General features: G+C 65.5%; 15 protein-coding genes. 8 read left to right on the top strand and 7 right to left on the bottom strand.

Translation table 11 applies throughout. The features are described 5' to 3' along the window. Window positions 1-39: 39 nt before the first annotated feature. The 3 genes from KLP40_RS05895 (at window position 40) to KLP40_RS05885 (ending at window position 4385) form a co-directional block, all read left to right on the top strand. A complete protein-coding gene (locus tag KLP40_RS05895) occupies window positions 40-1680 on the top strand; it encodes an NAD(P)-binding protein (protein WP_215592829.1) in 1641 nt (546 codons plus the stop codon). 131 nt (window positions 1681-1811) lie between these two features. Beyond that, window positions 1812-3068 carry a carboxypeptidase-like regulatory domain-containing protein gene (locus KLP40_RS05890; protein WP_215592828.1) on the top strand — a complete coding sequence of 419 codons (1257 nt, stop codon included), beginning with the start codon at window positions 1812-1814 and terminating at the stop codon, window positions 3066-3068. 222 nt (window positions 3069-3290) lie between these two features. After that, the gene (locus KLP40_RS05885; RefSeq protein WP_215592827.1) at window positions 3291-4385 is read left to right on the top strand and encodes a hypothetical protein; all 1095 of its coding nucleotides are present in this window, start codon (window positions 3291-3293) and stop codon (window positions 4383-4385) included. A 147-nt stretch (window positions 4386-4532) separates the two neighbouring features. On the opposite strand, the gene KLP40_RS05880 is transcribed toward KLP40_RS05885, so the two are convergent. The 5 genes from KLP40_RS05880 to KLP40_RS05860 all read right to left on the bottom strand — a co-directional run bounded on the left by KLP40_RS05880 (window position 4533) and on the right by KLP40_RS05860 (window position 9633). Next, window positions 4533-4811, bottom strand: a complete 279-nt coding sequence (locus tag KLP40_RS05880) for a hypothetical protein (protein WP_215592826.1) — start codon at window positions 4809-4811, stop codon at window positions 4533-4535. 135 nt (window positions 4812-4946) lie between these two features. Beyond that, window positions 4947-5873: a DUF6929 family protein gene (locus tag KLP40_RS05875; protein ID WP_215592825.1), complete on the bottom strand. Its 927-nt coding sequence runs from the start codon at window positions 5871-5873 to the stop codon at window positions 4947-4949. Between the two features lie 40 nt (window positions 5874-5913). Continuing rightward, window positions 5914-7959, bottom strand: a complete 2046-nt coding sequence (locus KLP40_RS05870; protein WP_215592824.1) for an RICIN domain-containing protein — start codon at window positions 7957-7959, stop codon at window positions 5914-5916. 179 nt (window positions 7960-8138) lie between these two features. Next, window positions 8139-8345, bottom strand: a complete 207-nt coding sequence (locus KLP40_RS05865) for a hypothetical protein (RefSeq protein WP_215592823.1) — start codon at window positions 8343-8345, stop codon at window positions 8139-8141. A gap of 625 nt (window positions 8346-8970) precedes the next feature. Further along, window positions 8971-9633, bottom strand: coding sequence for a response regulator (locus KLP40_RS05860; RefSeq protein WP_215592822.1), 663 nt, complete (start codon window positions 9631-9633; stop codon window positions 8971-8973). 236 nt (window positions 9634-9869) lie between these two features. Between KLP40_RS05860 and KLP40_RS05855 the strand changes: the two genes are divergently transcribed. Continuing rightward, entirely contained in the window at window positions 9870-10082 is a 213-nt protein-coding gene (locus tag KLP40_RS05855; protein WP_215592821.1) for a hypervirulence associated TUDOR domain-containing protein, read from the top strand. A gap of 84 nt (window positions 10083-10166) precedes the next feature. Here the strand turns inward: KLP40_RS05855 and KLP40_RS05850 are convergent, their stop codons facing one another. Then, window positions 10167-11750: an amino acid permease gene (locus KLP40_RS05850; RefSeq protein WP_215592820.1), complete on the bottom strand. Its 1584-nt coding sequence runs from the start codon at window positions 11748-11750 to the stop codon at window positions 10167-10169. A gap of 202 nt (window positions 11751-11952) precedes the next feature. Between KLP40_RS05850 and KLP40_RS05845 the strand changes: the two genes are divergently transcribed. From KLP40_RS05845 to nhaA, 4 genes are all read left to right on the top strand, one after another. Next, window positions 11953-12378, top strand: coding sequence for a hypothetical protein (locus KLP40_RS05845; protein ID WP_215592819.1), 426 nt, complete (start codon window positions 11953-11955; stop codon window positions 12376-12378). Window positions 12379-12589: 211 nt separating this feature from the next. Next, complete coding sequence (locus KLP40_RS05840) at window positions 12590-13966, top strand: MBL fold metallo-hydrolase (protein ID WP_215592818.1); 1377 nt, start codon at window positions 12590-12592, stop codon at window positions 13964-13966. 101 nt (window positions 13967-14067) lie between these two features. Then, window positions 14068-15312 carry an exonuclease subunit SbcD gene (gene sbcD / locus KLP40_RS05835; RefSeq protein WP_215592817.1) on the top strand — a complete coding sequence of 415 codons (1245 nt, stop codon included), beginning with the start codon at window positions 14068-14070 and terminating at the stop codon, window positions 15310-15312. Between the two features lie 142 nt (window positions 15313-15454). Continuing rightward, window positions 15455-16768, top strand: coding sequence for a Na+/H+ antiporter NhaA (gene nhaA / locus KLP40_RS05830; RefSeq protein WP_215592816.1), 1314 nt, complete (start codon window positions 15455-15457; stop codon window positions 16766-16768). A gap of 221 nt (window positions 16769-16989) precedes the next feature. Here the strand turns inward: nhaA and KLP40_RS21400 are convergent, their stop codons facing one another. Further along, window positions 16990-18261: a glycoside hydrolase family 2 TIM barrel-domain containing protein gene (locus KLP40_RS21400; RefSeq protein ID WP_317196752.1), complete on the bottom strand. Its 1272-nt coding sequence runs from the start codon at window positions 18259-18261 to the stop codon at window positions 16990-16992. Window positions 18262-18461: the final 200 nt, after the last annotated feature.

Raw genomic sequence — 18461 nt, 5'->3', positions numbered from 1 at the left:
CAAAACTCAGTCCCCCAGTCCCTCAAAACCCTACTCCCCATGCCTTCCCGCCGTCATTTTCTGCAACGTACTGCCCTGGGGGGTGCGGGGCTGCTACTGGCGCCGCTGGCGGGGCTGCACTCCTGCGCGCCGGGCACCGGGCGCGGCCACATTAGCGGGAGTCTGCACGGGGCCAGCCACGCCACCGGCCACCTGCTGCGCGACCCCGCCCGCCTGCCCGCCCCCACCCGCACCGAGCAGGTGGAGGTGCTCATTGTGGGCGGGGGCGTGGCCGGCCTCGCGGCCCGGCGCGAGCTGGAGCGGCAGGGCCTGGACCCGGCCCGGCTGCTGCTGGTGGAGCTCGATGAGCAGCCCGGCGGCAACTCCCGGGCCGGCCGCAACGGCGTTTCGGCCTATCCCTGGGGGGCCCACTACCTGCCCGTGCCCGACGTGCGCAACCGCGCCCTGCTGGATTTCCTGCGCGAAGCGGGCGTTATCACCGGCTTCGAGGCGGCCTCGGGCCTGCCCGTCTACAACGAGTACCACCTCTGCCACGACCCCGAGGAACGGCTCTTCATCCAGGGCCACTGGCAGAGCGGGCTGGTGCCGGAGCTGGGCGTGCCCGCCGCCGAAAAAGCCCAGATAACCCGCTTCTTCCGCCTGATTGAGGACCTGCGCCGGGCCGTGGGCCAGGACGGCCGCGACGCCTTCCGCATCCCGGTCCGGGAGTCATCCCGCGATGCGCAGTTCCGCCGCCTCGATGAGCTAACGTTTGCGGCCTACCTCGACGAGCAGGGCTTCACCAGTCCCTACCTGCGCTGGTACCTCGACTACAGCTGCCGCGACGATTACGGCGCGTCGGCCGCCCAGGTATCGGCCTGGGCGGGGCTGCACTACTTCGCCAGCCGCAAGGGCCGCGCCCACAACGCCACCGGCTCCGATGTGCTCACCTGGCCCCAGGGCAACGGCTTCCTGACCGACGCCCTGCGCCGCCAGGCCCGCTCCCCCCTCCGCCCCGATACCGTGGCCTTCGCCCTCCACGACACGCCCACCGGCCTGGCCGTGGACTGCTACGACGTGCGCACCCACCAAACCACCCGCATTGAGGCCCGCCGGGTGATTATGGCCACGCCCCTCTTCATTACCGAGCGGCTGCTGGCCACTCTGCCCCCCGCCGCCCACCGCGCCCTGCCCTGCCACCGCGCCCCCTGGGTGGTGGTCAACCTGACCGTGCCGGGCCTGCCCCAGGGCCCGGGCCAGCCCCTGAGCTGGGACAACGTGCTCTACGGCACCGCATCGGTGGGGTACGTGGACGCCGGGCACCAGCGCCTGAGCCTCTCCGACGCCGGTGCCCGGGTTATCACCTGGTACCGCCCCCTCGCCGCCCCCGACCCCGCCGCCGCCCGCCGCCAGGCCTACCAGACCAGCTACGACGAGTGGGTGCGCCAGGCCCTGGCCGAGCTCGAAACCGCCCACCCCGGCCTCCCTCCTTTGGTCGAGCGCGCCGACGTGTGGGTCTGGGGCCACGGCATGGTGGCCCCCACGCCCGGCTTCCTGTGGGGCCCGGCCCGGGCCGCCGCCGCCCGGCCCTGGCAGCAGAAGCTCTTCCTGGCCCACACCGACCTGAGCGGCATCTCCATTTTCGAGGAAGGCTTCGACCAGGGAGTCCGGGCCGCGCAGGAAGCTCTGGCCGCCGGTTAGCCAGGCCCACCCTGTCCGACGGCTGGTAGTCGTCGGACCGAAGCAGAAACTGGCATTCATTTTTTAATTACGAATATTTCGTAGAATTACGGATAAATCGTAGTTATCTAAAAATGACTTATCGGCTGACCTTGTTTTCTCGCCCGTCTACCCTACGGCGGTGGGTTACTCTCCTGATCCTGCTCCTGCTGCCCCTGCTGACGGCCCGCGCCCAGGCGCCGGTGAGCGGGGTGGTGCTGGACTCCGTGACCCGGCAGCCCCTGCCTTTCGGCACCGTGTTTCTGGCCAACACCACCCTGGGCACCACTACCGACGAGGCCGGGCGCTTCCGCTTCGGGCAGGTGCCGGCCGGGCGCTACGAGGTAGTGGCGTCCTACCTGGGCTACCAGCTGCGCCGCCAGCCGCTGACGGTCACTACCACAGCCCAGGAGCTGACCTTCCGGCTGCCCCCGGCGGCCAACGCCTTGGGCGAAGTAGTCATCCGCCCCCACGCCAACAACCCCGACGACTACCGCAAATTCGCCGACACGTTTCTGGGCAGCACCACCTTTTCCCGCCAGTGCCGCATCCGCAACCCCGCGGCCGTGCGGGTGGAATACGACGCCCAAACCAACGAGCTGACGGCCACCTGCCCCGATTTTCTGACCGTGGAAAACCGCGCCCTGGGCTACCGCATCCGCTATTACGGCCTTGAGTTCCGGCTTAATTTTGCCGAGGGCTGGACGTCGTTCTACGGCTCGCCGGTGTTTGAGCCGCTGCGGGCCCGCTCCCGCCGGGAGCAGCAGCGCTGGGACGCCAACCGTCAGCGGGCCTACCAGGGCTCCTTGCCCCACTTTCTGCGCAGCGTGCACCAGAACCAGGTGGGGGCGGCCGGGTTCCGGGTGCAGCGCCTGCGCCGGGTGCCTAATCCCGCCCGCCCCCGCGCCGACAGCCTGATAGCCCTCATGCGGGCCGGGGCGCCGGCTTCACGCCTGGCCAATCCCGCCCGCTTCGACGATTCGCTGGCGGCTCTGCTGCAAGTGCCGCGCCAGCTGGAATACCTGTTTACTCAGCCTCTGTCCCCCGCCGATTACCGCCACCAGGAGGCCGGCTCGGGCGCGGTCAACCTGCAATTCCCCGACTTGCTGGTGGTGGCCTACGAGGCCGAACCCGCCGATCCGGCCTACGTCGCCTACACGGCCCGCCAGGCCGCGCCCGGCCAACGCCTGCCCGCCGGCCTCGACCGGCAGGAATCGGTGCTGCACCTGCTGCACCCGTCGGTGCCGCTGCAACCCAACGGCCTGCCCGAAGACCCGCTGGCCCTGCTGACCGAGGGCTACTGGGGCTTCGAGAAGATGGGCGAGTTTCTGCCCGTCGATTACCAGCCCCCGCCCGCCCCCGGGCCCTGACACCAGCGCGCCTTACGCCGGGGAATTACTGCTAGGTGATACCCGGAATGAATAGTGTCGAGACGCAGGATTTTGCGGCTCGTCGTTGCGGCTGTTATCTATCCGGCCCTGTTCAGCCTGTTCAACAATGAGCCGCAGAACCTTGCGTCTCTCCGCCGTTCCGACGGCTTCTGGAAGAAGCTGGCGCTGCGCAAATCCGGCGCAAGTGCTACTTTCGGGACTATGCCGCCCGCTATTCTGCCTGCTCCTGCCCCACCGCCGCCCCGCCGGGTTCCGGACCGCCAGCCCTGGATTCGCTCGGCCGGCTTCGATGGGTTCTGGATTCTGGCCCCGCCATTTCTGGCCCTGCTGGCCGTGGCGGCCTTGCCCCCGGCCCTGCGCACCGGTTCCCAGATGCCGCTCTGGACCTGGCTGAGCCTGGTGGTGTTCATCGATGTAGCCCACGTCTACAGCACCCTGTTCCGCACCTACTTCGACCGCACCCGGCGGCGGCGGTTCCGGACGTTGCTCTGGGCCGTGCCGCTGGCCTGCTACGCGGCCGGCGTGGCCCTGCACGCCGTGGGCGGCGGCTTCTGGTTCTGGCGGGTGCTGGCCTACGCGGCCGTGTTCCACTTCATCCGCCAGCAGTACGGCTTCCTGCGTCTCTACAGCCGCCAGGAAGCGGCTAACCGCTTCAGCCGCCACCTCGATACGGTTCTGATCTACGCCGCCACCCTCTACCCCCTGCTCTGGTGGCACCTCTCGGCGCCCCGGCACTTCAACTGGTTTATCGAGGGTGATTTTGTGCAGCGCGACTGGCCGGCGGGCCGCCTGGGGCTCACGGTGCTGTACGCGGCGCTGCTGCTGGGCTACTTGGTGAAGGAAACGCAACAGGTGCGGCGCACGGGCCAATTCAACTGGCCCCGCAACCTGCTGCTGCTGGGCACGGCGGCCTCCTGGTACGTGGGCATCGTGCTGCTCAACGGCGACCTGGCCTTTACCCTGCTCAACGTGGTGGCCCACGGCATTCCCTACCTGGCCCTGATCTGGACCACCAGCCAGCCGGCGCCCACCGCGGCGGGCCCGGCAGCCCGGACCTGGTGGCAGGGGCGCTACGGTGTGCTGGCGTTTGTGGGCGTGCTGCTGGGGCTGGCCCTGCTGGAAGAAGGCCTCTGGGACGGGCTGGTGTGGCGGGAGCATGCGGCCGTATTCGGCTGGTTCCAGCACCTGCCCGCCGTATCCGATTCGGCCCTGCTGACCCTGCTCGTGCCCCTGCTGGCCCTGCCCCAGGCCACCCACTACGTGCTCGACGGCTTTATCTGGCGGCGCGGGGCCTGAGGGATTACCATACGGATTTGGCCAAATGATTCAAGGCCAGTTCAACGACGAGACGCAAATATGCGTCTCTACACCGCATGAAGACAATTTTCAAACTGCAACGCCCGCTTTCCGAAGAAAACGGGCGTTTTTAATTAGTGCGGCAGTTTACGCGGCCCGGGCCAGGGGCTGCACTACTTCGGCATCCAGAATTTCAATCACGAAACCCTGGTCCGAGGAGTAGCTTTTGCGGTAGGAAATCACCAGCTGCTGGCCCCGGGGCGAGGTGGCGGCGGTGGTGCAGACGGTGCCGTAGGCTTTTTCCTTTTCCAGGAAGGGCCGCAACTGCTGCAGGGTTTGCAGAAATTCGGCGGGCAGCAGCCCCTGCTGCTCCTGCAGCTTCACGGCACTGACGGGGTAGAGAAATCGGGTGGAGAACAGAATCATACGCGGCAGTTTGATAAGATTCGATAGCGCCTGCCAGCCGGGCCCGGCACCGCCTGCTAAACCCCGCGCCGCCGGGTTTAATTCCGTTCTGCGACCCGCGCCGCCCCCGTTTTTCAACCGCCTACCCGCCGCGAATCAAAGCGTTAGCTCCACCGTCAGGGCTGTGGAACCACCGGCATCGTCGTCGGTGACCAGCAGCAGCTCGAAGCAGCCGGGGGCCCGTTCCCGGTAGGCGGCCACGCTTTCCACCTTGCCGCGGTAGGGCCGGCCGTCGGGCCAGGCCAGGTGGGCGAAGGTGGCGGGCAGCACCTGGTGGCGCCCGGGCCCGGGCAGGGCCAGCACGCCCACGAAGGAGCCCAGCACCGCCCCATCGAGCACGGCATCCTGGGTATCTTCCACCGAAGCCGTCACCAGCAGTCGGCCCGCAAACCAGGTAGCGCCGGAAAAGCCGGCCGGCTTACCATCGAGGGCGGGCAGCTCGAACAGCTGGGCGCTGACGGCCGGGGGCTGGGCGCGGCGGCGGTGCAGGTAATCGAGGGTGGCGGTCAGGGGCAGGCGCAGCAGCAGGTTCCCGCGGGCGGCGCCCACCGTGCGCTGAAACAGCAGCAGCTCGGTAGCGGTGGCGGCGGCGGCCTCCAGGTTCAGCGTAACGCCCGCGGGCAGGTGGGGCCGCAGCGCCGCGTAGAGGCCCTGCAAGCCCAGCGGATACACCGTGGTGCCCGCACCCCCGGCGGCCGTTGCGGTCAGCGGCACCCAGAAGCCCTGCTCGCGTGCGGCCGTGGCGCCCGAGCCCAGCACCAGCAGGCCGGTTTCGCCGGCGGGCGTGGTCAGGGCCGTGAGGCACTCCAGGTCGGGCTTGAGGTCTTTGGGCAGCCGGCCGCTGCTGAAATGCACGGTTTCGAACAGGGCCGTGCGCTGCCCTGCCACCAGCGTGGCCGCGTTGAGTTGGTAGAGAAACGGCGAGTCGTCGCCGATCAGGTAGGCTACGTCGCCCACAATTTCAGCTCCCGAGGCCGAGGGCAACTCCGGCAGGGCCACTTCCCGGCGAATCAGTGCGTGCATACGAAAATCAGCGGGCCGGGGGCCGTCAAAGCCGAGGGCCCTATTTGACAATGGTGAATTCTACCCGCCGGTTGAGCTTGCGGGTTTCCTCGCGGGCGTTGGAAGCCCGCGGCCGGGCCCCGCCGTAGCCGATGGTGCTGATGCGCTGCTCCGCCACGCCCCGGGTCACGAGGTAGCGCTTGACTTCCGCCACCCGCTCTTCGGAAAGCTGAACGTTGAGCTCGGGGCGGCCCTGGTCGTCGGTGTGGCCCTCCAGGCGGATGTTCACCGTGGGGTTGTCTTCCAGAGTGCGGGCCAGGCGGTTGAGCTCGGTGTAGGAAGCGGGGAGTAGCGTGTACTTGCCCTGGGCGAAAATCAGCGTGGGCAGCTCCAGGCTGGAGCCCACCGCAGCCGGCACCAACGAGAGCAGCAAACTGCGCGAGCCCGTGATGGTGATGGTATCGGTGGCGGTGAGGTAGCCCGCGCGGGTGGCCTGCAGGCGGTAGCGGCCCGGCGGCAACGACAGCTGGAAGCTGCCCGCCGACTCGCTGGTGCGGGCCGTGGCGTTGAACACCAGATCGGCGGTGAGGCGGTTGGCCTTCACTTCCGTGGCCAGGGCCAGCCCGGTTTTGGCGTCGATGGTACGCCCGGCCAGCAGGGTGCGCGGGGCGGCGGCAGCATCGAGGGCGGGCTTGGGCACCGTATCCGCTACAAGGGCGGCCGGGGCCACGCCGGTAGCGGTGCGAAACAGGTCGGCGGGGCCATTGGCCGTGCGCGAGGAAGCGTAGTAGGCCTGCTTTTCATCGGCCGTCAGGCTCAGGTACGCATCGAACCCGGGACCGTTGATAGGGTACCCCAGGTTGCGGGGCTCGGTCCAGCGGGTCCAGGAGTCGTCGAGGCGGGTGGTCACGAAGATGTCGGCCGAGCCGTAGCCGGCGTGGCCGTAGGAGCTGAAGTAGAGCGTCTTGCCATCGGCTGCCAGCCAGGGCGCAAACTCGAAGCCGGGCGAATTCACCACCGCGCCCAGGTTGAAGGGCTCGGTCCAGAGGCCCGCGGGCGTAGGCCGGCTCACGTACAGGTCGTTGGCGCCCTGGGAGTCGCCCCGCTCCAGGCTCAGCAGCATAAACTGCTGGTCGGGCGTCACGAAGAAGGAAGTAGCCGGGCCAGCCGAGTAATAATTGGCCACTTCCAGGGCCACCGGCCGGTTGTTCTTGCCGCCGCCGTTGCGGGGCGCCCGGCTCAGGCCCGCGTCCTGAAACGAACCATCGCGCTGGTACTGGCCGCGCACAATGAGCGTCTTACCGTCGTCGACCAGGGCCATCACGCCGTTGTTCTGGGTTGTGTTGAGCGCATCGAAGCGGGTGGCCGGGGCCCAGGTGCGGCCGCGGTTGGCGGAGGTGCTCACCCAGATGTCGCCCGATTCAGTCACGCCCTCCAGGTTGCCGGCAAAGCGGGTCCGGCTGAAGTACAGCGTATTGCCATCGGGCGACACGACGGGTTGCAGCTCGTTGCCGGGCGTGTTCAGGCTCAGCAGCGGCTCGGGCACTCCGAAGCCGGGCTGGCTCAGGTCCACGTTCAGGTGCAGCTTAAACAGCGTCCACTGCTGGGTGGCGCGGTTCTGCACGCGCTGGCCCACCACGGGTGTGCCGTTGAACTTATCGGACGCCGCCAGGGCCGCGCACTTGTCGTTGCCCCGGCTGATGAGCAGAAAGCTGCCCAGCGGGCCGGAAGGAACCAGTTTCCACTGCTGGTAAAAGCTGCCCGTCCAGGGGCGCTGCACCAGGGGGGCGTTTTCGTCGGGTTTTTCCAGCGTCAGGCACTGGCCGCTGTGGCGGGCCTCAATGCGGAAGAAGCTGCTGCCCTTGGCAGCCGGCACAAACCGCCACTGCTGGCTGTTGGCGTGGGTGAACTCCCACTGAATGGCCGGGGCGCCGGCCTCGGCCGAGGCATTGGTGATGTCGAGGGAGCGGCCGCTGCTGCGGGCCACCACCCCGTACCAGGTGTTTTCTTCGGGGATGAAAGGCTCCTGGGCAAAGCCCGGAACCGCCACCAAAATACCAAGCAGCACCAGCCAGGGTGCCACCACGCGAACCATCGAGTTAATCATGCACGCAAAACGGATGAACAGGGGCGCAAGTTAGCCCAATTGCCGGGCCCGCTCCCGTCCAACGCACCAGAGGCGTCGCCCCTCCTCCCGGAAAGACAACGCCTCTCGCCTATAAGATACCTGAAAAGAAGAGCCGCCCTACCGTTTTTCGGCGGTGCGGCTGCCGCGGAGCCCTTCGCTTAGTTGTTGTTGATGTACTTGAAGCGCACGAACCGCTCATTTTCGTAGATGGCCGTGAAATGTCCGCCCGCCTGCTGCGGCGTTGACCGGCGGCTTTCGGCCCGGCGCTCCACGGGTTTGGTGGCGCTTGGGGCCGGAGCGGAAGAGTAGTTGCCCGGGGCCATACCCGGTACGTGGCAAATGAAGGATAGAATTTTCGAAGCCATGGCGTGTTTTCCGTTAGAGAGTAGAAAAATGAGCAGGTTGATGAAAAAGCAGGAGGCTGTGCAACACGTTCCTGCAGGTCTGTTTCAGCGGGTGGTTCAACCAGTCAAACATGACGATATTATTATTTGATTGAACGATGCTAAGGTATATTTTTTATTGGTTAAATGTAAATAGGTAGCAGCCCTTATTTTTCACCTCCGTACCAGTACGGATACCGTTGCCGTTCCGGGCTCCACCCCCATCGGCCCCCGAAATGGATATCCAACCTATTATCAGCCAATTACCGCCTTATCCTGCGGACATTTTCCCGTTCACCACCGCCCGTTTCTTCCCCGTGCCCCGCAAGTCGCCCACGTGGTTTCCTGGGCCCGCCCCGCCCCCGGAACGGACCGGCTACCGATTTCGGGGGCCGATTTGGCACTATTTCTTCCTGATTGCAGTCCGCCGCCAGCACCTGCCTGAGCGGCCGAAGCGCCCCGATTCCCGGGACCCTTTTCTGCTGAGTCCCCGCGCCGGCCAACGGGCGCCGTCGGGCCGGCGCGGGGGCTCAGCGTCCGTGGGTAATTCAGAAATGGAGCCGCCTGGCGTCCGATACGGCCGGGAGCGGACTTAGGCAGGAGGCCGCTAGGAAATCAGCTTGTTGCGCAGCGCGTACTGAATCAGGCCCACTACCGATTTCGACTTGGTTTTGGTAAACAGATTGCGCCGGTGGGTTTCCACCGTCCGCTCGCTGATGAACAGGGACTCGGCAATGTCCTGGTTGGAATACTCGCGGGCAATGAGCTCCAGAATTTCCTGCTCGCGGCCGGTGAGGGCGGGCTTCTGGCGCGCTTCCAGGGCCGAGGGAATCTGCAGGTTCTGGAGCAGGGTATCGGCCACGTCCTGGCTGAAGTAGGTGTGGCCCGCCGCCACCCGCCGGATGGCGTTGCTGAGCTCGGCCCGGCTGGCCGTTTTGAGCACGTAGCCCGAACCGCCCGCCGCCAGCACGTCGGCCACCGTGGCGTGGTCGTGGAACATGCTCAGAATGAGCACGCGCACCTGGGGCCAGCGCGTGCGGATGGCCTGGGCCAGTTCCACCCCGCTCATTTCGGGCATGTTCAGGTCGAGGATGGCCACGCGCACCTCGGGGTGGGCCGCCAGCAGCTCCAGGGCCTGGGTGCCGCAGTGCGCCTGAATAATTACCTGAAGATCTTCTTCCGGCCGCAACATGTTTTTGATGCCTTCCACTATCACGGGATGATCATCAACCAGCAGGAGCGGAATTACGTCGGGAGCAGGGGCAGACATGCGAGCAGGTAGAACTAGTAATCGGAGGGGCTAAACGGTCCTACTACGGGTGGTAGGCATCTTGAAGATACTACAATTATCTTGGCTACACTATACTGGTGAACCGGCCAACCGCCCCGGCAGATTACCCGGCCAGCGTGGCAACTCAGAGCAGTTTTGTGCAGTACAGGCTATTAGCCGCTCGGTCCGGCCCGGGCCGGAACCCGGTTATTTTTTCGCTCCCTGCATTTTATCCCATGCGCAAAGGCACTCAGGTTACCTGGAAATACGGCACCGGTACGGCCACCGGCAAAATCGAAGCCACCTATAAGGAAACCGTCAGCCGCAAGCTCAAGGGCGCGGACATCACCCGCCACGGCACGCCCGACAACCCCGCCTTCCTCATCGTGCAGGAAAGCGGCGACAAAGTGCTCAAGCTCAAAAGCGAGGTGCAGGAGGCCCGGAAGTAAGGGCCGGCCAGACAACGAAAGCCCGTCCGGATTGGCATCCGGACGGGCTTTCGGGGAGTTGGTTAGCGAGGCAGAAGGCGGCGCCTAGCGGTTGTCCTTATCGGGCTCGATGAAGGCCTGCTCCTCCATTTCGGTGGGTTTGACCACCACGCCCTTCTGCAGCATGGAATTCCGCTTGCCGTAGAGGAAATACACCCCGAATCCCAGCACCATCCAGCCCACGGCCAGTTTGAGCGTGTCCACGTCGAGGCCCACAATCATGGCCAGGCACACGAGTACGCCCATAACAGGCACCAGCGGGAAGGCCGGCGACGAGAGCGGGGCCCGGAACGGGCGGGGCTGGGCGGGGTCGGAGCGGCGCATGATCCAGACGCCGGCCGACACCAGCACAAAGGCCAGCAGGGTCCCGAACGAGGTCAGGTCGCCGGCCAGGGAACCGGGCACGAAGGCCGCGAAAGCGCCCACAAACACGAGCAGCGCAATGTTCGACTTGTAGGGCGTACGGTATTTGGGGTGCAGCTCGGAAAACGCTTTCGGCATCAGGCCATCGTTGGCCATGGAGAAGAACACGCGGCTCTGGCCCATGAGCATCACCAGGATAACCGAGGAGAAACCCGCCAGAATGGCCACCGTCACGGCCGTAGCCAGCCAGCCGTAGCCGGGCATGTGGGCCGCAATAGCATAGGTCACGGAAGCCTCGCCGCCCAGGGCTGGGTCGGCAAATTCGCGCCAGTTGGCCACGCCCGTCAGCACGTGGCCGAACAGGATGTAGAGCACGGTGCACACGGCCAGCGAGCCGAGAATCCCGATGGGCATATCGCGCTTGGGATTTTTGGCTTCCTGGGCCGCGGTGCTCACGGCATCGAAGCCGATGAAGGCAAAGAACACGATGCCCGCTCCGCCCAGGATACCACCCCAGCCGTGCTTGTTCCAGGCCGTGTACTCGCGCACCACCACGCCGGCCGCATTCTTTACCGGCTCGGCGTTTTCCGGAATCAGGTAGGGCGTGTGGTTGGCCGGGTCAATAAACTGCCAGCCTACACCTATGAAAATCAGCACGATGGCTACTTTCACCACCACGATAACCGCATTGAACATGGCCGACTCCTGCGTGCCCTTGATGAGCAGCAGCGACAGAGCCGCAATGACGATGAGGGCCGGCAGGTTCAGAATGCCATGCTGCATAACGCCATCGACCACGGCGCTTTCGAAGGGAGAGTGGCTTAAACTATACGGCACGCCGGTGCCAAAGACCTCTAGGAGCTTGTTGAGGTATTCGCTCCAGGCAATGGCGACGGTGGCCGCCCCCAGGGCATACTCCATAATCAGGGCCCAACCGATAATCCAGGCGACGAACTCGCCCATGGTGGTGTAGGCGTAGGTGTAAGCCGAGCCGGCAATGGGAATCATGGCGGCAAACTCGGCGTAGCACAAACCGGCAAACGCGCAGCCGATGGCGGCTACAATGAAGGCCAGCGTGACGCCCGGGCCCGAGGCCTGCGCGGCGGCGGCGGCCGTGCGCACGAACAGCCCGGCCCCGATAATAGCCCCGATACCCAGCGCCATGAGGTTGCCGGCTCCCAACGTACGCTTGAGCGTGCCGTGCCCGGTTGAGTTAGCCTCGCCCAGCAGCTGGGCCAGTGGTTTTTTGGCGAAAATATTTGCCATACAAAGGTGGAGAGAGGAAAAAATGTAGAGGTGACACCATATGACCAACGGCCTGCAAGCCGTTGCGAGGCCCCGAATATAGGCGTTTCTGCGCTTGGTAAACTACTCGGCTTTGATTGGCAGAATTTACCGGGACGTGCTTAAACCTTGCCCGACGGCCGGCATCCAACCCCCGTTCAACCTCCCCACTGACACGACTCCGATGAAAAAGATGCTCCTTTTGCTGGCCGCTACGGCCCTGCTGGCCGGCTCCGCCACCGCCCAGACCTCGACCACCCCGCTGCAGCGCCCCGCCGGCGCCCGCCAGCAGCCGGGCACCGACCAGCCCACGCCCGAGCAGCGCGCTGCCGTACTCGCGAAACAGCTGGGCCTCTCAGCCGAGCAGACCCAGCAGGTGCGCCAGCTGGAGGAAAGCCGCCGCCAGGAAATGCAGGCGATGCGCGGCCAGCTGCCGGCCGGCGCCGACCGGGCGGCCCGGCGCCAGAACCTGGAAGCCCTGCGCACCAAGTACGACACCCAGCTCCGGGGCATTCTGAGCGCCGATCAGTATACTCAGTACCGCCAGCTGCAGGAAAACCGCCTGGAAAAGCGCGGGCAGCGCCAGACCAAGCTGAAAATGAAGAGCTGATTCCGGCGCAACCGGTTCCGGCACCCCGAACGCCCCGGCCCGCTTTGGTCGGGGCGTTTTGGCGTGGGGGCGGCCGGGCAATCCGGCCGACGGGTGAGGCCGGGCGCGGCAAGTTTTCGGCGGGATAGAGGCGGGCTTCTGTATATTTGACACACTACCTCCCGCCGGCGGCCCCGCGGCCGGGCGGCCCGTTCACCACATTCAACACCCCATGAGTCCTCTGCCCAGTAGTACCGGCTCGGTACAAATTCAGCAGTTTTACGATAAAGGCCTGGCCCACGCGAGCTACGCCATCCGCAGCGACCGGCAGATTGCCCTCATCGACCCGGCCCGCGACCCCCAGCCCTACTACGACTTCGCCGACGAGCACGAGGCCCAGATTGTGGCCGTCATCGAAACCCACCCCCACGCCGATTTCGTGAGCAGCCACCTCGAAATTGCGCAGGAAACCGGGGCCACTATCTACGTAAGCCAGCTGGTAAACGCCAGCTACTCCCACAAGGCCTTCGACGAGGGCCAGCGCATCAGCGTGGGCACCGTGGAGCTCCACGCGCTCAACACCCCCGGCCACTCCCCGGACTCCATCAGCGTGCTGCTGCTTGACGAGCTGGGCCAGACCCGGGCCGTGTTCACCGGCGACACCCTGTTCGTGGGCGACGTGGGCCGGCCCGACCTGCGCGAATCCGATGCCGTGGGCGGGCACAGCCGCGAGTCGCTGGCCGCCCAGCTTTACCACAGCACCCGCGAGAAGCTCATGACCCTGCCGGCTTCCACCCGGGTGTACCCGGCCCACGGCCCCGGCTCGCTCTGCGGCAAAACCACCAGTCCCGACCTGGACAGCACCATCGGCAAGGAAATCAAGACCAACTACGCCCTGCAACCCATGTCGGAGCCGGAATTTGTGCAGGTGCTGCTCGAAGACCAGCCCTTTATGCCCAAGTATTTCGGCCACGATGTGGTGCTCAACAGGCACGGGGCCCTGCCTTTCGAGGACAGCATCCGGATGGTGCCGCGCCTGCGCTCGGAAGACGAGCTGGAGCCCGGCGTGCTGCTGATTGACACCCGGCCGGCCGAGGCATTCCGGGCCGGCCACCTGCCCGGGGCCATCAATCTGATGGACGGCGGCAAGTTCGAAACCTGGCTGGGCTCCCTTGTGGGGCCCCAGGAGTCCTACTACCTGCTGGCCGACTCCCAGATTGCCCTGGACACGGTCATTCGGAAAGCGGCTAAAATCGGCTACGAAACCAACATCAAGGGCGCCCTGCTTACGCCCCGGGAAATGACGGCCACCAGCCCGGTGCCGGATGTGGAGCAGGTCCGCCGGCACCCGGAGGCTTTTACCATCCTCGACATCCGCAACCCCGCCGAGGCCCGGGAGCCCCTGTTTGAAAACGCCCTGTCCATTCCGCTGCCCGAGCTGCGCGAGCGGACGGCCGAAATCCCGACCGACAAGCCCATTCTGGTGCACTGCGCCGGCGGCTACCGCTCGGCCGCCGGCAGCAGCATCGTGCAGGCTGCCCTGCCGGAGGCCGTGGTGTACGACCTTTCGGAAGCGGTTACCTCGTTTCAGGGGCAGGCCGTTCAGTAAGTATTTCCCAGGGAGGAGCGCGGAGGTTCGCGGAGGTCGTTCTCGGCGGACCTCTGCGTTTTTCCTCCCCGCTCTTCCGCGGGAAAAAAGTTGTAAAAGCCATGCGCGTACTACACACCGCCGACTGGCACCTGGGCCAGCGGTTTATCCAGGGCCACGAGCGTACCGAGGAGCACCGCCACTTTCTCGACTGGCTGGTGGCTACCATTCAGGCCGAACAAGTGGAAGTGCTGGTGGTGGCCGGGGATATTTTCGATACCGGCTCGCCCTCCAACCAGGCCCTGGAGCTCTACTACGACTTCCTGCTCCGGCTGCGCTCCACCGGCTGCCGCGACGTGGTAGTGGTGGGCGGCAACCACGATTCGCCGGCTACCCTCAACGCCCCGGCCCGGCTGCTGCGCCACCTGCGCGTGCACGTGGTGGGCTGCGTGCCCGAGTGTTTTGAAGACCAGGTGCTGGTGCTCGACGACGCGGCCGGCCGGCCCGGGCTGGTGGTGTGCGCCGTGCCCTTCCTGCGCGACCGGGACGTGCGCCTCTCGGTACCCGGCGAATCGGCCGAGGAGCGCGAGGCCCGCATCAAGCAGGGCCTGGCCGACCACTACACCCGGGTAGCCGAGGTGGAGCAGGTCTGGCAGCTCAAGGACCTGGGCCTGCCCGTGCTGGCCACCGGCCACCTCTACGCCGCCGGGGCCGCCCCCTCCGACTCGGAGCGTACCATTCACGTAGGCAACCTGGGCCAGGTGACGGCCGACCACTTCCCCGCCATTTTCGATTACGTGGCCCTGGGCCACCTGCACCGGCCCCAGCGGGTGGGTGGGCGTGAGCATATCCGCTACTCGGGCTCCCCCATCGCGCTGTCGTTTTCAGAAGTCGACCACCCCAAGCAGGTGCTGCTGCTCGATTTTGCCGGCGGCAGGCTGGCGGACCTGCGCACTCTGGCCGTGCCGGGCGCGCGGCGGCTGGTGCGCTTCCACGGCACGCTGGAGGAGGTAACGGCCGGCCTCACGGCCTACGAAAATACGGGGTTCCTGCTCCCCGCCTGGGCCGATGTGCAGGTGCACTCCGAGCGCACCCAGCTGGAAGTAGCCGAGGCCCTGCTCCAGGTGATAGACACTCTCGACCGGCAGCAGCTCCAGGTGCTGGCCCGCCGCCACCTGCGCCTGATCCGCCTGCGCGGCCTCGGCACCCCCGACGACGCGGACGCTGATGAAAGTGCGGCCCACCTCACCCGCAGCCTCCACGATTTTACGGCCCGGGAAGTGTTTGAGCAGCGCCTCGCCACCGAGCCCGAAGACAGCCACGCTGAGCTGCTGCGCACGTTCGACGAGCTGCTGGAAGGGCGTTAGGCTCCCCTTTTACGGGGGCGGCCGGCGTCGCTCTTTCTGCTTTGCGCCCTAACCGGCGCGGGTGGCTGACAGTTGTACCTTTGCCGGTCGGCCCCCGCGGGTGGCCCGTCCGTTTCGCCGCTCTTTCTGCCTCGTTCCGCTTATGTCCGTACCCCATATTGTTCGTCCGCTCGTTCGCCCCTTCAGTGAGTTTTTCCGCCGGGAAGCCGCCGGCGGCATCATGCTGATGGTGAGTGCCGTGCTGGCCCTGCTCATGGCCAATCTCAACTGGGGACCGGCCCGTCTCTTCCCCGCCATCTGGGAAAAGCACCTCGACCTCAACCTCAACGGTATTGCCCTGCACCTGAGCCTGCTGCACTGGATCAACGACGGGCTGATGAGCATCTTCTTCCTGATTGTGGGCCTGGAAATCAAGCGGGAGGTGCTGGAGGGCGAGCTCTCGGACCGGCGGCAGGCTACGCTGCCCATTGCCGGGGCCCTGGGCGGCATGGTGGTGCCAGCCCTGATTTACTTTTTAATCAACCAGGGCCACCCCACGGCCAACGGCTGGGGTATCCCGATGGCCACCGACATTGCCTTTGCCCTGGCCGTGCTGCAGCTGCTGGGCCCGCGCGTGCCCCTGGGCCTGAAGGTGTTCCTGACGGCCCTGGCCATTGTCGATGATCTGGGGGCAGTGCTGGTTATTGCCGGTTTTTACACCACCGAGCTCAACCTTACCTACCTGTACCTGGCTCTGGGTACCTGGGCCCTGCTGATGAACCTGAATCTGCTGGGGGTCCGCAATCTGGCCCTCTATCTGCCCCTGGGCGTGGTCCTGTGGTTTTTCGTGCACGAATCCGGCATTCATGCCACGCTGGCCGGCGTGATGCTGGCCCTGACCATTCCTTCCCGCATCGGCATGGCCAAACCCGATTTGCTGCTCATGCTCAACAGCCGCCTGAGCATGCTGCAGGACGAGGTACACGGTGCCGACGCCAACCCGCGCATCATCAGTGAGGAACTGGAATACCTGTCCGAAGCCATCAGCTCCCCGGCCCAGAAGCTCGAGCAGCGTCTGCACTCGGTGGTGGCCTTCGTCATCATTCCGCTTTTTGCCTTTGCCAACACCAGCCTCGAAATAGATGCGGCCGTATTCCGGGAGCTGCTCACGCCCCTGGGCCTGGGCATTATCCTGGGCCTGACGGTGGGCAAACCCCTGGGCATTGGCGGACTGAGCTGGCTGAGCATTCGCCTGGGCTGGGCCTCGCTGCCGGTGGGCGTTACCTGGCGGCACCTGTGGGGGGCAGGTCTGCTGGGCGGCATTGGCTTCACCATGTCGCTGTTCATCACCCTGCTGGCCCTGGGCGAGCATTCCGTGGGCGAACCCGTGGCCAAGCTGGCCATTCTCACGGCCTCCTTTATTTCCGGCATCCTAGGCTTCGTGCTGCTGCGCACCACCCCGGCACGGAGCGTCTAAGGATTAAGGATTAGGGATTAGGGATTAGGGATTAGGGATTAGGGATTAGGGAAAAAACGTCATTCCGAGCTTGCCGAGGAATCTCGCGTGCTGACGTTGCTAAAATAATCCTGTTATCAGGTTACCATTACAACATCAGCACGCGAGATTCCTCGGCAAGCTCGGAATGACGTTTTTTTTCCTAATCCCTAAGCTCTATGCTCTAAGACCTATGCCCTGCATTACTTCCGCACGAAAAACGGAATGTTGGCCACCGCAACGTTGTCGTGGCCGTCGTAGGTGTAAATGAACAGGCGGTAGGCGCCCTCTTTGGCGGGGGCTTTGAGGGTGGTCTGGGCACCGGCCCGGGCCGGGATGCGGCCGGGCACGGCCACCGGGCGGCTTTCCCGGTCGCCGCCGGATTTCAGGTCGGTACTTTCGGGCAGCAGCTCCCAGCGGTAGGTCAGCGGGTCCTGGTCGGGGTCGGTAACCGTGACTACGGCGGGGTAGGTTTTGCCGGGTTGCAGGTAGATGCCGGCGGTGGCCGGCTGGTTGTTGAGGCGGAAATCGGCCAGGTGGGGGGCGCGGTTGGCAGGCCACTGCCCGCTCCACAGGTACTGCATCACGTCCACCACCTCCGATTCCTTGCCGTCTTCGGTGAAGATGCCGTACCAGGTGGGCGTGCGCTCCTGCTTCTGGCCCCACAGGAACACGTAGGTGCCCAGGCACTGGGTGGTGTCCTTGGCCACCGAGGCCTCGTAGCGGCTCTGGTACACGGCGGCTTTCTGGGCGCTGGTTTCCTCCACGGAGGCTTTCCAGGGCGTGACGGGGCTTTCCCAGTGGCCGGTGGGGCCCCATTCGGCCACCACGTAGGGGCCGGTCCAGCCCATGGTGCGCACCTGCTCCGGAATGGCGGCCAGCCCGGCGTAGGTGTTGATGCTCAGAATATCCACCGACGGGCACCGGGATTTTATGTAATCCACCTCCTGCTGGTTGAGGCCGGCCAGCACGGTGCTGGTGGGGTGGTTGGGGTCCACTTCGTGAATCATGCGGGCAATCTGCTCCACCGCGTCCCAGACCTTGGGGTTTTTGTATTCCAGGTTCAGCTCGTTGCCGATGCCCCAGAACAGCAGGGCCGGATCGTCCTTGTACTTGAGCACTTCGGCCTTCACCTTCTGGAGCTGGGCGGCCACGGCCTGGGGGTTGTTGTAATCGAAGCCGTGCCGCTCCCGGGCCACGTCGAGGCCCATCATCACGGTCAGGCCGTTCTGGTTGGCGTCGGCCAGCACCTTGGCGGCCCCGCCAGTATCCCAGGTGCGCAGGGAGTTACCCCCGTAGGCTTTCACCCGCTCCGGGTACTGCCCCCCGCCGGCACCCTTGATAAAGTAAGGCTGACCGCCACGCAGCAGCTCGTAGCGCCCGGCCGTTTGCTTTACTTCGACTTTAACGGGCCCGGTTTGGGCGTAGGTGGCGGTGGTGAGGGTGAGTAGGGCAAGCGTCAGGAGTGGCTTCACAAGTAGCGGATGAGTAGTAAATGAAGAGCTAAACTTACGCCGAAGCGCCGGTTTCAGTTCAAATTAGCCCTTATCTGTATGTAACCAGAATTATCCCGTCAACTCGCCTACCCTCCTACTACTCCACTCCGGTGGCAGTAGCAGCAAGCAGAAACCGGCCACGGCCTACGTTTCGGCAGAATTGGAAAGGAATCCGCCCG

This window comes from Hymenobacter piscis (assembly GCF_018760735.1).
Classification (GTDB): domain Bacteria; phylum Bacteroidota; class Bacteroidia; order Cytophagales; family Hymenobacteraceae; genus Hymenobacter; species Hymenobacter piscis.
The sequence above is the reverse complement of the archived record's forward strand: the minus strand, read 5'-3'. Positions and strand labels throughout refer to the sequence as shown.

Bases quoted from the DNA above. Each gene is read 5' to 3' on its own strand.
- KLP40_RS05895 (WP_215592829.1), top strand. From the start codon at position 40: ATGCCTTCCCGCCGTCATTTTCTGCAACGTACTGCCCTGGGGGGTGCG.
- KLP40_RS05885 (WP_215592827.1), top strand. From the start codon at position 3,291: ATGCCGCCCGCTATTCTGCCTGCTCCTGCCCCACCGCCGCCCCGCCGG.
- KLP40_RS05880 (WP_215592826.1), bottom strand. From the start codon at position 4,811: ATGATTCTGTTCTCCACCCGATTTCTCTACCCCGTCAGTGCCGTGAAG.
- KLP40_RS05875 (WP_215592825.1), bottom strand. From the start codon at position 5,873: ATGCACGCACTGATTCGCCGGGAAGTGGCCCTGCCGGAGTTGCCCTCG.
- KLP40_RS05870 (WP_215592824.1), bottom strand. From the start codon at position 7,959: ATGATTAACTCGATGGTTCGCGTGGTGGCACCCTGGCTGGTGCTGCTT.
- KLP40_RS05865 (WP_215592823.1), bottom strand. From the start codon at position 8,345: ATGGCTTCGAAAATTCTATCCTTCATTTGCCACGTACCGGGTATGGCC.
- KLP40_RS05860 (WP_215592822.1), bottom strand. From the start codon at position 9,633: ATGTCTGCCCCTGCTCCCGACGTAATTCCGCTCCTGCTGGTTGATGAT.
- KLP40_RS05855 (WP_215592821.1), top strand. From the start codon at position 9,870: ATGCGCAAAGGCACTCAGGTTACCTGGAAATACGGCACCGGTACGGCC.
- KLP40_RS05850 (WP_215592820.1), bottom strand. From the start codon at position 11,750: ATGGCAAATATTTTCGCCAAAAAACCACTGGCCCAGCTGCTGGGCGAG.
- KLP40_RS05845 (WP_215592819.1), top strand. From the start codon at position 11,953: ATGAAAAAGATGCTCCTTTTGCTGGCCGCTACGGCCCTGCTGGCCGGC.
- KLP40_RS05840 (WP_215592818.1), top strand. From the start codon at position 12,590: ATGAGTCCTCTGCCCAGTAGTACCGGCTCGGTACAAATTCAGCAGTTT.
- sbcD (WP_215592817.1), top strand. From the start codon at position 14,068: ATGCGCGTACTACACACCGCCGACTGGCACCTGGGCCAGCGGTTTATC.
- nhaA (WP_215592816.1), top strand. From the start codon at position 15,455: ATGTCCGTACCCCATATTGTTCGTCCGCTCGTTCGCCCCTTCAGTGAG.